Here is a 12,669-nt window from a genome sequence, read left to right as displayed (position 1 = left end):
CATGAGCAGGGGGGAGAGGGATGTCTTTTTTCTGAAAAAGAGTGTTTGCTCAGGAAGCATCGAAGAAGAAATCCTGGATTCTGCTATGCTATGATGAATAGGTAGAATAGAACACGCGAGGGGGAAGAGAGCATGATATATATCGGTGTCACGGGCTGGGGAGATCATGATAGTCTCTACTTGACCCCGCAAGATCGAAAAGAAAAACTAGCTGCCTATGCTGGGCATTTTCCAGCAGTTGAGGTCGACTCGACATTCTATGCGATTCAACCAGAACGAAACTATGAGAAATGGGTATCTGAAACACCGGACGGTTTCCGCTTCATCGTTAAGGTCCACCGGGCGATGAGTGGGCACGACCGGGAAAATAAAGATCCGCTCGGACCAATTTTTGAACAATATATCACGTCGATTGAACCGATGCGAAAGAGTGGAAAAATTGCGGCAATCCTTGTCCAACTTCCACCATGGTTCGATGTCAGTAAATTGCATTTGGAATACTTGCAAACGATCCGAAAATCGCTTGCTGGACTGCCTGTTGCGATCGAATTCCGAAATCCATCGTGGTACTCGGAAGCCTATCGTGAGCGGACGCTGCGTTTTTTGAAGGAACATCAGTTCATCCATACGATTTGTGATGAACCGCAGACGGAAGATGGTTCCGTACCATTCGTACCTGTCGTGACGCAGGAGACGGCATTCATTCGATTACATGGACGAAACAAGGCCGGTTGGTTAAAGAAACCGGGTCAAAGTAGTGACGATTGGCGAAAAGTCCGCTGTCTCTATCGTTACTCAGAAGATGAGCTACAGGAACTTGCAAGTCACGTCCGCGACGTTGCAGCGGAAGCAAAGGATGTCTATGTCTTTTTCAATAACAACTCAGCAGGAGATGCTGCCCCGAATGCGAAACGATTAATCGAAATTCTTGATCTCGACTATGAACTCGCGCCGCGACAAATCTCTTTGTTTTAAATCATCAAGGGGGGCTTCTGCATGAAGTTACACATCATTCACTATAATGATTTGCACTCACACTTCGACATGTGGCCTCGCTACATGTCATTCGTCAAGGAACACCGGACGTATGATTCGCTTGTTTTTGATTTAGGCGATCATGCTGACCGTGTCGATCCAGCGACGGAAGCGACAAAAGGAAAAATTAATACGCATTTATTGAACGCGTTGATGCCGACTGCTGTGACGATCGGAAACAATGAAGGGATTACGTTTCCGCACGACTGGTTAGCAGACCTCTATACGGAAGCAGACTTTCCAGTCCTTGTCTCGAATTTAGAAGCACCATTCGCCAAGCAAGGTGTCATTCATGAGTTACCGACGGGAAAAGTCGGTGTTTTTGGTCTGACGGCACCTTATATTGAACTATACGGATTACTCGGTTGGACGATCGAAGAACCATTTGACGTCGCGGCGCGCGAGATTGAACGTTTGCGCCAGGAAGTCGACGTCCTGATTTGTTTAAGTCACCTCGGATTTTATCAGGATGAAGAACTTGCGATGCGCTTTCCAGAACTTGATTTAATCATCGGTGCGCATACGCATCATGTCCTCGATGATGGTGTCGTCAAGAACGGTGTCTTAATCACGCAAGCCGGAAAACACGGTCAGTATGCGGGTGAGATTTATATGAATACGGATACGGGTGAGAAAGAAGCAGTACTTCATTCCCTACACGATTACGTTGAGGATGAGGCAACAGCGAAATTACTCGATCGAGAACAATATCTGGCGGAACAACAGATGAAGGAACCGATTGGCGAGACAGCGGGTCTAGCCAATGATTGGTTCAGTGAGTCGCCGTTTTCACAGTTGCTCGTCGAGACGATGCGCGACTGGTGTGAGGCAGATATCGCTTGTGTACCAGCCGGTATTCTGCTCGGGTCGCTTCCACCAGGTCCCGTCTCTGCCTTTGATTTACATCGACTCTGTCCACATCCGATCAATCCTTGTAAAGTCACGATGACAGGAATGGAATTACAAACATTCCTCGATGAAGTCAACACAGAACAGTTCGAGCACTTAAAGGTTCGTGGTCTTGGATTCCGAGGAAAGTTGATGGGACGGATGCATTATGCTGGTTTGGCGGATCATCAACCGCTTGAGCTAACACGCGATTATTCTGTCGTCTTGCCGGATATGTTTACGTTCGGTCCATTATTCCCGGCCATCAAAGAGATGCCAAAAGAATATTTCATGCCTGAATTGTTGCGTGATTTGTTGTTTGAACGCTTATCGGAGAAGTCGGAATATAATGAATTGCATGTTCGCAAACCCTGATTGTTTGTTATACTAAAGCAGACTTAATTGACTTTTTGGGGATGAAGGGGGAAGCGAAACCATGGGACGCGGAGAAATCCAACGTAAACCGGAATGGTTGAAAATCAAGCTGAATACGAATGAGACCTACACAGAATTAAAGAGTATGATGCGCGAGAAAAAGCTACATACTGTCTGTGAGGAAGCAAAGTGTCCGAATATCCACGAGTGTTGGGCGGTACGCCGGACGGCGACGTTCATGATCCTCGGAAGTATCTGTACACGTGCGTGCCGTTTTTGCGCCGTGACGACAGGACGTCCGAACGAACTCGATCTCGAAGAACCAAAACGTGTCGCGGAATCGGTCCGTTTGATGAACCTGAAGCACGCGGTCATCACAGCGGTCGCACGCGATGATCTGAATGATTTCGGAGCAGGCGTTTACGCTGAGACGGTTCGTGAAGTTCGTCGGATGAACCCGGAGACATCAATCGAAGTCTTACCTTCAGACATGGGTGGGAATTTCGAAGCTCTGAAAACATTGATTGACGCACAACCAGACATTATGAACCATAACATCGAGACGGTTCGCCGTCTGACACCAACTGTTCGTGCAAAAGCCACATACGACCGGACGCTTGAATTCCTTCGTCGTTCGAAGGAGCTCGCACCTGAAATTCCAACGAAGTCGAGCTTGATGCTTGGTCTTGGTGAGACATGGGAAGAGATTCTCGAAACGATGGATGATCTTCGCGCAAACAACGTCGACATCATGACGATCGGTCAGTATCTCCAACCGACGAAAAAGCACCTCGACGTCATCAAGTACTATACACCGCAAGAATTCGCTGAACTGAAACAGATTGCGCTTGGTAAAGGCTTCTCACACTGTGAAGCTGGTCCACTCGTTCGTTCATCGTATCATGCAGATGAGCAAGTCAACGCAGCGAAAAAGAATAAAACAGCACTTCCGATCGACTAACGATCAACGACCGTTCGAGCAGCTGACTCGGACGGTTTTTCGTCTGTCAGGAGAAATGGAATATGCTATGATAAGAACAGCAGGAGGTGGGAATAATGATACAAGTCAATCGGGAACGTTATGAAGTCGTCGAAGAGAAACGGGAAGGCTTTAATGAAGAAGCCTTCATCGGTCGTTTCAGCGATGTCCTTGAAAAATATGATTATATCGTGGGCGACTGGGGGCACGGTCAATTACGACTACGTGGCTTCTATGAGGATCAACACGAGAAAGCGACATTCGATACGAAGATTTCGCATGTGGCTGATTATCTCTACGAATACTGTAACTTCGGATGTGCCTATTTCATCGTCAAGAAGGTCGGATTGGTAGAAGGAGAAGAAGCACCACCTCGCTTCGACGGTTCTTCATCCAATACGTTGAAGTTGAAACGGAAGTTCGCACCTGCACCAGACAAGACGGAAGGCGAGTAATCAAACTGTCATACAGAAAAGCGTTTTTATTGGAAGGAATTCGGCTATTACTATAAGTATCACGTACCTATAGGAGGAATCATCCATGCGAATCGTTGGAATTTACTCATCCGTACCAGAAGTCGTCAGTGCCGTGCACGATCTCCGTGTTGCGGGTGTCGTCTCGACTGATTTAAAAGTCTTAGCACACGACAAATACGATCTCGAACAAATCGAGGAATTGGCGGATCTAAACAACCAACAGACATCCACGCGTCTATCGCAGGAAGATCATCGTAATCTATGGCAGGAAATTAAGAGTATCTTCAAAAAAGATGAATCGGTCTCTCATGGAGATGCCATCCACGGAAGTGGCTTGACGAAGGAAGACGTCGATCGTGCGAATCATGCAGTCGAAAGTGGTCAGTTCGTGTTACTTGTCGGTGATGAAGCGGATCAGCATTCAGAGCGCCGTGCTCATGACGAGTCAGATAATACGAATGTCTTTAGCGGACCGAACACACTAAATGAACGAAACGATCGTCTCTTATAAGACAAAAAAGCCTTCGTCCGCGACGAAGGCTTTTTTCATAGACCGATATAAGCGCGAAGATACATTTCAAGTTCCGTTGCCGCATCGTCTTCGACGTCAAACGCCGTTGCGATGTAGCCGGGTTCATCGAAATCATCCGCGCCGATGATTGCATACCGATTCGATAAGAGATTCAAGACGAGAATCTTACCGTAAAAATGTTCCGAATGCGTGATGGCGAGATCAAAGCGACTTGCTTCGCCAATCCAACTGACGAAGCGTGTCTTTGTTTGTTCGACATCATCGTATAAAAAATCACGTTCTTCCATCATTCAGCTTCCCTCATTTCCCTAACGTCTGTTTCAGATTAAAGGGTTTGGGGGACTTTTTGCAAGTATGGTTTACGCGATAAGCTATGCTCGGCGATCACTTTTCGGATTGTCCGTGTTTTCGAACGCATGACGAGAGATGTCGTTTCAACGATATCATCCGTCAAGAACTTCACGCCATCGAGCATTTCGCCTGTCGTGACGCCTGTTGCTGCGAAGATGCAGTCGTCGCTTTTGATCAGGTCGTCGAGCGTTAAGAGTTGAAGTGGATCCGCTAGACCCATTCGGATGACGCGAGCTGTTTCTTCTTCGTTCAATGGATGTAAGCGTGCTTGCATATCGCCACCCATCGCTTTGACGGCAGCAGCCGTGATGACACCTTCAGGCGCACCGCCTGTTCCGATGAAGATATCGATTCCTGTCGCAGGAGAAAGTGGTGCGATTCCAGCTGAGACATCACCGTCTTCAAACAGACGGACGCGTGCGCCCATCCGCATCGCTGCTTCGCGGAAATGATCATGACGTGGACGGTCTTGTATGATGACCGTGACGTCCTCGATCCGTTTATTGTTGTATTGTGCTGCCTTTTCGATGATGACTTCAAGCGGGTCGTCGAGTGAGACGTGCCCTTTCAAGTTCGGTCCGACTGTTAATTTATCCATATACATATCGGGTGCGTGGAGCAGGGCGCCTTGATCGGCGACGGCGATGACGACCATCGCATTGCCAAGTCCTTTAGCGACGATGTTCGTTCCTTCGAGCGGATCGACGGCGATATCAACGATTGGACCGTTCGCTGTTCCGACACGTTCGCCGATGAAGAGCATCGGTGCTTCGTCGAGCTCGCCTTCACCGATGACGACTGTTCCGTTCATGTTGACCGTGTTCAAGACTTCGCGCATCGCAGTCGTTGCTGCGTCATCCGCTTCATTTTTCTTACCGCGACCAATCCATTGAGCAGAAGCTAGTGCTGCTGCTTCCGTAGCGCGTACGATTTCCAGTGCGAGTTCCCGTTCCATGTATATAACCTCCACGTCACCAATGTGACATACTATTTTCAGCAAAAATCTAAATTGAGGATAACACATTGGGGAATGTGATGCAAATGACCTTTCTGCTTTTCAGGATTGCTGGATAACGATAAAATGGAGAATGTGAGGGGGAATGAAGATGTATTTCGTCAATCGTCAAAAAATCGAAGAGACGGTCGTCTGTTATGAGACAGCACTTCGACAAAGTAAGGAAATTACGGGGGATCCGGTGACGACGGCACTGGCTATGGAGCGGATCGGTTTTTTAGTCATCGAGAGTGTCATCGATATCGGAAACAGTATGATTGATGGATTCATCATGCGGGATCCGGGAAGTTATGAAGATATCATCCTCATCCTAGAAGATGAGAAGGTGATTGATAGACCGCTTGCGACGAGTCTGAAAAAGCTCGTTGCGTTACGTACGTTGATCGTCCGGTCATTCACACAGTCGAGTATGGCGGAGATTCGGGCGATACTTGAGACAGAGGAAGCAGAACTACGTCGTTTTCCGGAAGCGATTCGCCGGTATATCGAGACAGAACTCGGACCGGTGTCTGCATTTTTACCAAACGAGGAGTGAGTCAGGATGAAGGCAAAAGGCTATTTATTTGATTTAGATGGAACGATGTATAACGGAACGGAACCGGTAAAAGAAGCGGTCGATTTCGTCAATCGTCTGCAAGCAGAGGGCATTCCGTACTTGTTCGTGACGAATAACGCGTCGATGACGGCAGAAGCCGTGGCAGAGAAACTACGCGGGATGGGTGTTCATTCCGATGCGAAACACGTTTTGACGAGTGCGATGGCGACTGGTCGTTATATTGCTGACCTGTCACCAAAAGCGCGCGTCTATGCGATCGGAGAAACAGGACTGATCGACGCGCTTGAACGAGAAGGGTTAGACGTCGTCGCAACCGAAGCGGCAGATTACGTCGTTATTGGACTCGATCGTCAAATCACGTACGAAAAACTCGCTGTTGGTGCACTTGCGATTCGTGCCGGTGCCCGGTTTATTTCAACGAACGGTGATATCGCGATTCCGACCGAACGTGGTTTCCTGCCAGGTAATGGTGCTTTGACGTCCGTCCTGCGCGTGACGACGGAGAAGGAACCGTTCTTCATCGGTAAACCAGAACCAGTCATGGTCGATATCGCGACAGAAATGATTGGTCTGTCAAAAGAAGACGTCATCATGGTCGGAGACAACTACCATACGGACATTCTTTTCGGGATCAATGGAGGTATCCGGACGATGCACGTCAATTCTGGCGTCCATACACCAGTCTTCATTCAAGGGCAGGATCGTCAACCGACATACATGGTTGATACGTTAGCTGAATGGATTCTATGAATCAAAAAATCCCGAACGAGAATTCGTTCGGGATTTCATGTATTAGAAGACTTGTTCGACTTCGACGACGCCAGCGACTTCTTCAAGAAGGGCACGTTCGATACCGGCCTTCAATGTGATTGTTGAACTTGGGCAGCTACCACAAGCTCCCATCAAACGGAGTTTTACGATTCCGTCTTCTACATCTACGAGTTCAACGTCTCCTCCATCACGAAGAAGGAACGGACGCAATTTTTCAAGAACTTCATTCACTTGATCAAACATTTCCATGCGTAAACACATCCTTTCGTATATTTTCATTGTAACAGGGTTGAAAAATGTTCTCAATCTGGAAAACTTGTATACTAAAGAGGAGTGAATTGAAAAGGGGGACTTCAAGATGGAAATCACGGTTTACGGAACAGCGGTCACCTGTCCGAGTTGTGTCGGGGCACCTAGCTCGGAAGAGACATTCAGTTGGCTACAAGCCGTCCTCGGGCGGAAATATGAGCAAGCGATGACGCTTCGCTATGTTGATTTCGAGACAGCAACATCAGATCAATGGACGGAAGCGCTGAAAGAGGATGTCTATTTTTATCCACTGATCGTGCTCGATGATGAGATGATTGATGAGGGGTACGTCAAACTCAAGACGATCACAGCGGCAATCGATGCGAAGCTGAATCAGGCGGGATGAACGAAAAAGAGGTATCCCAAAGCTTGGGACACCTCTTTTGCTCATTTAATCTTTTTGTGTTTCCATAAGACACCGGACTTCAAGAGACGTGGGACTTTCCCCGTCAGTGCTTGTTTGCCCATGACGATTCCGAAACCATCTGATTTTCCGAGTGAACCGAGCATCCCGCGCAGTTTAATTTCTGGCAGCTTCGGTAATTTCTTTCCTTGCCACTTGGCTTGTAAGACATCGACGACTTGTTCTGCCTGATGTTCTGCGAGTTGACCACTTGGTGCATACGGTAGACTTGCACAATCACCGATGACGAAGACGTTATCGTATTCCGGTACGTGATGATGTTCCGTCAATTTGATCCGACCGCCACTATCCGCAGCAAAGCCGAGATCGCGTACAACTTTGACCGGCTGCGTACCAGCTGTCCAAATCGTTAAGTCGGATGGATACGTATCGTCGCCGTTTCGCACATCGTCCGCTGTGACGAGCGTGACATTCGAGTTGTTGATGACTTCAACGTCATGTTCCTCGAACCATTCCTGAACGTAAGACGAGACTTTATCGGATAAGAACGACAAGACGGATGGACCGCGGTCGAATAGACGAATCGTCAAATCCTTCCGGCTCTCATGTAGTTCACTGGCGAGTTCGACACCAGATAGACCAGCACCGACGATCGAGACAACGGATTCCGGTGACAGACCATAAATCGCTTGTTGTGTCTTCCGTGATTCTTCTAGTGTCTGGATGCTGTATGTAAATTCTTGAGCACCCGGAATGTTGTGGTATTTATCCTCGCAACCGAGGGCGATGATTAAGTCATCATAGAATAATTCTGATCCGTCCTGCAGATGGACTGTATTCGTCTCTGGTGAGATTTTGATGACATGTCCATATTTATAGGTAAGATGTTTCCCCTCCGGAAATTCAATCCGGACATCCCGATCTGATAATGTACCTGCTGCGAGTGCGTAGTATTCCGTTTTGAGTGCGTGGTACGGTAGACGGTCGACGAGCGTGACGGCAACTTCCTCGTCCTTGAATCGCTCACAAATCCGCATTCCACCATAACCTCCGCCGAGTACGATCAATTGCTTCATAACGTAAAATCCCCCTTAGTTCCCCTAAATCAGTCTGACCTTGTATAATACGACATGAGGCAGGTCGTTTCCTGCTTGAAGGAGGAAAAAAAGTGAATCCGATTATTGAATTTTGTATTAGTAACTTAGCGGCTGGTACACAGGTCGTCATGGAGCAACTTGAACGTGACCCGAATGTTGACGTCGTCGAATACGGTTGCCTCGGTTATTGCGGGATTTGTTCGCTTGACCATTTTTGTCTCGTAGATGGTGAGACCGTCGTAGGTGAAACGCCGGAAGAGTTGCTTGAAAAGATTTACCTGAAAATCGAAGAGAATGAGCTGTGAGCATGGACAGCCAAAAAATCCCCTCGTTCGTCTGAACGAGGGGATTCGTGTCCGTCAGCGGGCGCAGCTTTTCGGATCAGGCAGATTGTTGGCGGCGCATCATCCATGGGCGTAGTTTCAAGAACAATGGAATGAAGAGTGCCGAGATGAACAAAGCCTTGATAACGTTAAACGGTAAGATACCGGCAGTGATCGCTGTCCATTTGACAGCTGGATCCGCCATGTAATCCATACCGAGGAACCATGCATACGCTGGAAGGATCAAGATATAGTTGAGGATCGCAAGACCGAGTGCCATCGTGATCGTACCAGCGACGAGACCAGTTGCGAGACCTTGTGTTGATTTCTTTTTGTGGTAGAACCAGCTGACAGGTAGTACGAATGCGACGCCTGCAGCGAAGTTCGCGAATTCTCCGACCGGAACACCACTTCCGCGGAAGATGTAGTATAACACGTTCTTCAATGCTTCGACGATGACACCTGCGACCGGTGAGAACATGATCGCTGCGACAAGAGCAGGAACATCACTGAAGTCGATCTTCAGATAGTTTGGTAAGAACGGTAGTGGAAAATTGATAAGCATAAGAACAAATGAGATTGAACCTAACATTGACAGAGTGACCATTTTTTGTGTGCGTTTCATACGAGTATTGTCTCCTTTTGCTCGTTCCTCTCGATGAAGTATTGGCATGACTGCGACCATAAAGAAACCCCTATTGATCAGATCAACAGGGGAGAAGTCCGCATTAAATAAACCTAATCGATTATTGCAAAATCAATCAAATTCAAACTCATGCCGCCATCTTCTCCCATCCAGACTGTACTGTCGGCTCCTGAATTACACAGAATCAGCAAATAGCGCCCTATTCGCTCGCGGGCTTCAACTTAAAGAGAGTTGTTTACCGCCGGTCGGGAATTTCACCCTGCCCTGAAGATGGAACGATTATTTTATTGTACATACCATTTATACAACGAATTCAAGATAGTTTCAAGCAACTAGGTTTCGATTCGCTCAGAAGTTGCGTATACTAAAGAAAAGGAAGGTGATGACATGATCCATTTAACGGAGGCAGCAGCGCTACAAGTCCAGGACATGATGGCGCAGGCACCAGCAGATGAACGAAATCTTCGGATGCTCGTCCAAGGTGGTGGATGTAGTGGTCTGTCGTACGGAATGGGATTCGATCAACAAAAAGAAACGGATCTCGTTTTTGAACAGCACGGCGTGACCGTCATCGTGGACGAAAAGGATTATCCGGTCGTCAAAGGACTGGAAATCGATTATAAACAGTCAATGCTTGGTGGCGGATTCACGATCACGAATCCGAATGCCATCGCAACGTGTGGTTGCGGAACATCATTCCGGACAGCAACGAATGCCGGGACACCAGGTGGCTGTTAATGAATCCAATCGTGGACATCGTCCACGATTTTTTTGTTGCTCTCATACAGGAGACTTGTTGAGTTTACTCGAAATATTACAGAGAGTGAATGCTACTACGAATAGGGAGGGCTTCAGGATGAGAAAAGTATTGATCTTCGGGGGAACACGCTATTTCGGACGACGCTTAGCAATTCGTTTAGCCGATTCGGGGGATGATGTGACGATCGTCACACGCGGTGAGCATACTCCACCAGTCGCGAAGGGCTTGACATTTTTCAAAGGAGACCGGACGTCAAGTAGTACGATGAAGGATTTAAGCCAACAGCACTGGGATGTCATCTATGACAACATTTGCTTCACGCCGTATCAAGCAAAGCTCGCGATCGACGCGTTTGAAGGAAAAGTCGGACGCTATGTGTTGACGTCGACGATGTCTGTTTATGAAGACGGTGGTGCGAATATCACGGAACGTGCCTACAATCCGTTTCCCGGGAAATATGATCTTGAGAAGGAACATGGTTATGGCGAAGGAAAGCGCCAAGCGGAGAGTTATTTCTTCCAACGCGCGACCTTCCCTGTCGTTGCCGTTCGTTTTCCTGTTGTCCTCGGACCAGACGATTATACGGAACGACTTGTCTTCCATATCAAACGCGCGCTTGACGGTCGTCCGATTATCGCTGAAAACAACTATGCGAAGATGGGCTACATCTCAAGTTACGAAGCCGCTGCCTTTCTTGAATGGTGTGGTCGTTCGGAATTGACAGGACCGATCAACGCTGCGAGTGACGGCGTCCTATCGATTCAAGACCTGATGGATAAAATCGACCGTATTGCGGGAACGACGAGCCAAATCGTCGCAAAAGGAGAGGATGAATCGCCGCTTGCACCGGAACGCGATTTCTATATGGATACGACAGCTGCGAAAGAAGCGGGCTATCTGTTCCAACATATCGATGACTGGCTCGATCGTTTGATTGAAGAGGAGGTGCGCAATCACCAATGATGCAGTTGATGAAACCAACTCTTGCGTGGGAAACGGAGTACCGCGCCTTTTTAGAAGACTGGCGAGAGTCAGGCGAAACGATCGTACCGGAAGCGGTCGGGGATACGTATGAACCGCTCGCTACCTATTTCGCGGAGCTTAAAGAAATGGAAACGACAGTCAGAGAAGGTCTTGTCACGCATTCGACGTACTGGATGGTCGATGGACAGCGAATCGTCGGCGCGTTAAACTTCCGGCATGACTTGACGGAGAACTTGAAGTTGTACGGCGGACATATCGGATACGGCATCCGACCATCCGAGCGTCAGAAAGGATATGCGACGACCGGTCTTCGATTGGCGCTTGAAGAAGCACGTCAGCGTGGACTCGGTCAAGTGCTATTGACGTGTGGTGTTGATAATCTCGCATCACGTCGTGTCATCTTAGCGAACGGCGGACAGGAAATCGAACCGACTGTTCGCAATGGACGCGAGACACGTCGCTTCATTATCCCGTTATGAGAATTCGTGAAGCACGTCTTGAAGATGCGTCGACCATTGCGCGCGTTCATATTGATGCCTGGCGGGAGACGTATCAAGGGATCATCCCTGATTCTTATTTAGCACAGTTGTCTTACGAGAAACGGACGAAACAATGGGAGCAGGCGTTAATCGATCAGCGTGTGTATGTTGTGGAGTTAGAAGACGAAGTCGTTGGCTTCGCGCAAGGTGGACCAAGTCGAAGGGATGCGCGTGAAGGAGAACTCTACGCGATTTATGTTTTGCGAGCTTCTCAAGGGCAGGGGCTCGGGAAGGCATTGTTTCAACGTATCATCGAGGACTTGGCGGAATACGAGGCAATGCAGGTTTCTGTCTTGCGGGATAATCCGGCGTGCCAGTTTTACGAGCGGTTCGGCGGTCAGCTCTTCGAAGAATCGATGATTGAGCGTGGTGGGGTAGAACTCGTGCAGCGGGTTTACCGGATGCCTGTTAAAAGATCATTCGTATGAAATCGGACGTTTCAACATCTTCGCTTTCCTCAGGCGGGATGTAAGCCGCGCCAGTTCCCATTCCATGTGATCTGTCGGGTCTTCCTTATCCCTGACGGAAGCACACATCGTGCTTCCTTTTCCTGTAGGAGTCAAAGATGTTTGGTCACGTCCTAGGTGTGATTCCATCAAAATAAGAGGTCGGACTCCGGTATGTTATCCAGAATTCGACCTCTTATTTGTTTGCAGCCATTCATTTATC

At 48.2% G+C, this 12,669-nt stretch carries 18 protein-coding genes and 1 riboswitch; of the genes, 13 read left to right on the top strand and 5 right to left on the bottom strand.

Annotated elements, in window-relative coordinates:
• Positions 1-132: 132 nt before the first annotated feature.
• From ACY2IG_RS13200 to ACY2IG_RS13180, 5 genes are all read left to right on the top strand, one after another.
• Positions 133-975: a DUF72 domain-containing protein gene (locus ACY2IG_RS13200; protein WP_035406019.1), complete on the top strand. Its 843-nt coding sequence runs from the start codon at positions 133-135 to the stop codon at positions 973-975.
• Positions 976-996: 21 nt separating this feature from the next.
• The gene (locus ACY2IG_RS13195; protein WP_462618001.1) at positions 997-2,298 is read left to right on the top strand and encodes a bifunctional metallophosphatase/5'-nucleotidase; all 1,302 of its coding nucleotides are present in this window, start codon (positions 997-999) and stop codon (positions 2,296-2,298) included.
• A gap of 61 nt (positions 2,299-2,359) precedes the next feature.
• Entirely contained in the window at positions 2,360-3,259 is a 900-nt protein-coding gene (gene lipA / locus ACY2IG_RS13190; protein WP_035406024.1) for a lipoyl synthase, read from the top strand.
• A gap of 95 nt (positions 3,260-3,354) precedes the next feature.
• Positions 3,355-3,732 carry a YutD family protein gene (locus ACY2IG_RS13185; protein ID WP_056062847.1) on the top strand — a complete coding sequence of 126 codons (378 nt, stop codon included), beginning with the start codon at positions 3,355-3,357 and terminating at the stop codon, positions 3,730-3,732.
• A gap of 85 nt (positions 3,733-3,817) precedes the next feature.
• Complete coding sequence (locus ACY2IG_RS13180; protein ID WP_214727844.1) at positions 3,818-4,264, top strand: general stress protein; 447 nt, start codon at positions 3,818-3,820, stop codon at positions 4,262-4,264.
• A 35-nt stretch (positions 4,265-4,299) separates the two neighbouring features.
• On the opposite strand, the gene ACY2IG_RS13175 is transcribed toward ACY2IG_RS13180, so the two are convergent.
• Positions 4,300-4,575, bottom strand: coding sequence for a DUF3055 domain-containing protein (locus ACY2IG_RS13175; RefSeq protein WP_023469147.1), 276 nt, complete (start codon positions 4,573-4,575; stop codon positions 4,300-4,302).
• A gap of 35 nt (positions 4,576-4,610) precedes the next feature.
• Positions 4,611-5,591: a class II fructose-bisphosphatase gene (gene glpX / locus ACY2IG_RS13170; RefSeq protein WP_462618000.1), complete on the bottom strand. Its 981-nt coding sequence runs from the start codon at positions 5,589-5,591 to the stop codon at positions 4,611-4,613.
• Positions 5,592-5,742: 151 nt separating this feature from the next.
• On the opposite strand from glpX, the gene ACY2IG_RS13165 reads away from it, so the two are divergent.
• The gene (locus tag ACY2IG_RS13165; protein ID WP_462617999.1) at positions 5,743-6,186 is read left to right on the top strand and encodes a DUF86 domain-containing protein; all 444 of its coding nucleotides are present in this window, start codon (positions 5,743-5,745) and stop codon (positions 6,184-6,186) included.
• 6 nt (positions 6,187-6,192) lie between these two features.
• Positions 6,193-6,957: a TIGR01457 family HAD-type hydrolase gene (locus ACY2IG_RS13160; protein ID WP_023469144.1), complete on the top strand. Its 765-nt coding sequence runs from the start codon at positions 6,193-6,195 to the stop codon at positions 6,955-6,957.
• A 42-nt stretch (positions 6,958-6,999) separates the two neighbouring features.
• On the opposite strand, the gene ACY2IG_RS13155 is transcribed toward ACY2IG_RS13160, so the two are convergent.
• On the bottom strand, positions 7,000-7,227 hold the full coding sequence (locus tag ACY2IG_RS13155) for a NifU family protein (protein WP_012371190.1): 228 nt from the start codon (positions 7,225-7,227) through the stop codon (positions 7,000-7,002).
• A gap of 109 nt (positions 7,228-7,336) precedes the next feature.
• On the opposite strand from ACY2IG_RS13155, the gene ACY2IG_RS13150 reads away from it, so the two are divergent.
• Positions 7,337-7,633, top strand: coding sequence for a DUF1462 family protein (locus ACY2IG_RS13150; RefSeq protein ID WP_035406035.1), 297 nt, complete (start codon positions 7,337-7,339; stop codon positions 7,631-7,633).
• A gap of 41 nt (positions 7,634-7,674) precedes the next feature.
• Here the strand turns inward: ACY2IG_RS13150 and ACY2IG_RS13145 are convergent, their stop codons facing one another.
• Positions 7,675-8,727 carry an NAD(P)/FAD-dependent oxidoreductase gene (locus tag ACY2IG_RS13145; RefSeq protein ID WP_035406037.1) on the bottom strand — a complete coding sequence of 351 codons (1,053 nt, stop codon included), beginning with the start codon at positions 8,725-8,727 and terminating at the stop codon, positions 7,675-7,677.
• A gap of 92 nt (positions 8,728-8,819) precedes the next feature.
• Here ACY2IG_RS13145 and ACY2IG_RS13140 point away from each other — a divergent pair, with 92 nt between their 5' ends.
• Entirely contained in the window at positions 8,820-9,053 is a 234-nt protein-coding gene (locus ACY2IG_RS13140) for a YuzB family protein (protein ID WP_023469141.1), read from the top strand.
• A 76-nt stretch (positions 9,054-9,129) separates the two neighbouring features.
• Here ACY2IG_RS13140 and ACY2IG_RS13135 read toward each other — a convergent pair whose 3' ends face one another.
• Complete coding sequence (locus ACY2IG_RS13135) at positions 9,130-9,696, bottom strand: ECF transporter S component (RefSeq protein ID WP_029342415.1); 567 nt, start codon at positions 9,694-9,696, stop codon at positions 9,130-9,132.
• 154 nt (positions 9,697-9,850) lie between these two features.
• Positions 9,851-9,993, bottom strand: a riboswitch (FMN riboswitch).
• A 111-nt stretch (positions 9,994-10,104) separates the two neighbouring features.
• On the opposite strand from ACY2IG_RS13135, the gene ACY2IG_RS13130 reads away from it, so the two are divergent.
• The 4 genes from ACY2IG_RS13130 to ACY2IG_RS13115 all read left to right on the top strand — a co-directional run bounded on the left by ACY2IG_RS13130 (position 10,105) and on the right by ACY2IG_RS13115 (position 12,428).
• A complete protein-coding gene (locus ACY2IG_RS13130; RefSeq protein WP_029342414.1) occupies positions 10,105-10,455 on the top strand; it encodes a HesB/IscA family protein in 351 nt (116 codons plus the stop codon).
• A 118-nt stretch (positions 10,456-10,573) separates the two neighbouring features.
• Positions 10,574-11,440: an NAD-dependent epimerase/dehydratase family protein gene (locus tag ACY2IG_RS13125; protein ID WP_290774118.1), complete on the top strand. Its 867-nt coding sequence runs from the start codon at positions 10,574-10,576 to the stop codon at positions 11,438-11,440.
• Positions 11,437-11,940, top strand: a complete 504-nt coding sequence (locus ACY2IG_RS13120) for a GNAT family N-acetyltransferase (protein ID WP_462617998.1) — start codon at positions 11,437-11,439, stop codon at positions 11,938-11,940. Before ACY2IG_RS13125 ends, ACY2IG_RS13120 begins: the two co-directional genes overlap by 4 nt.
• Positions 11,937-12,428: an N-acetyltransferase family protein gene (locus tag ACY2IG_RS13115; protein WP_462617997.1), complete on the top strand. Its 492-nt coding sequence runs from the start codon at positions 11,937-11,939 to the stop codon at positions 12,426-12,428. The genes ACY2IG_RS13120 and ACY2IG_RS13115 overlap by 4 nt, the downstream gene beginning before the upstream one ends.
• The last annotated feature ends 241 nt before the right edge of the window (positions 12,429-12,669 follow it).

The organism is Exiguobacterium sp. EF_C8 (assembly GCF_054956715.1).
Note: the sequence above shows the minus strand (reverse complement) of the source record. Positions and strands in the feature narration are given on the sequence as shown.

Coding starts and splice junctions, on each gene's coding strand:
- ACY2IG_RS13165 (WP_462617999.1), top strand. CDS start 5,743: ATGTATTTCGTCAATCGTCAAAAAATCGAAGAGACGGTCGTCTGTTAT.
- ACY2IG_RS13145 (WP_035406037.1), bottom strand. CDS start 8,727: ATGAAGCAATTGATCGTACTCGGCGGAGGTTATGGTGGAATGCGGATT.
- ACY2IG_RS13130 (WP_029342414.1), top strand. CDS start 10,105: ATGATCCATTTAACGGAGGCAGCAGCGCTACAAGTCCAGGACATGATG.
- ACY2IG_RS13160 (WP_023469144.1), top strand. CDS start 6,193: ATGAAGGCAAAAGGCTATTTATTTGATTTAGATGGAACGATGTATAAC.
- ACY2IG_RS13155 (WP_012371190.1), bottom strand. CDS start 7,227: ATGGAAATGTTTGATCAAGTGAATGAAGTTCTTGAAAAATTGCGTCCG.
- ACY2IG_RS13150 (WP_035406035.1), top strand. CDS start 7,337: ATGGAAATCACGGTTTACGGAACAGCGGTCACCTGTCCGAGTTGTGTC.
- ACY2IG_RS13120 (WP_462617998.1), top strand. CDS start 11,437: ATGATGCAGTTGATGAAACCAACTCTTGCGTGGGAAACGGAGTACCGC.
- ACY2IG_RS13135 (WP_029342415.1), bottom strand. CDS start 9,696: ATGAAACGCACACAAAAAATGGTCACTCTGTCAATGTTAGGTTCAATC.
- glpX (WP_462618000.1), bottom strand. CDS start 5,591: ATGGAACGGGAACTCGCACTGGAAATCGTACGCGCTACGGAAGCAGCA.
- ACY2IG_RS13180 (WP_214727844.1), top strand. CDS start 3,818: ATGCGAATCGTTGGAATTTACTCATCCGTACCAGAAGTCGTCAGTGCC.
- ACY2IG_RS13200 (WP_035406019.1), top strand. CDS start 133: ATGATATATATCGGTGTCACGGGCTGGGGAGATCATGATAGTCTCTAC.
- ACY2IG_RS13115 (WP_462617997.1), top strand. CDS start 11,937: ATGAGAATTCGTGAAGCACGTCTTGAAGATGCGTCGACCATTGCGCGC.
- ACY2IG_RS13185 (WP_056062847.1), top strand. CDS start 3,355: ATGATACAAGTCAATCGGGAACGTTATGAAGTCGTCGAAGAGAAACGG.
- lipA (WP_035406024.1), top strand. CDS start 2,360: ATGGGACGCGGAGAAATCCAACGTAAACCGGAATGGTTGAAAATCAAG.
- ACY2IG_RS13195 (WP_462618001.1), top strand. CDS start 997: ATGAAGTTACACATCATTCACTATAATGATTTGCACTCACACTTCGAC.
- ACY2IG_RS13125 (WP_290774118.1), top strand. CDS start 10,574: ATGAGAAAAGTATTGATCTTCGGGGGAACACGCTATTTCGGACGACGC.
- ACY2IG_RS13175 (WP_023469147.1), bottom strand. CDS start 4,575: ATGATGGAAGAACGTGATTTTTTATACGATGATGTCGAACAAACAAAG.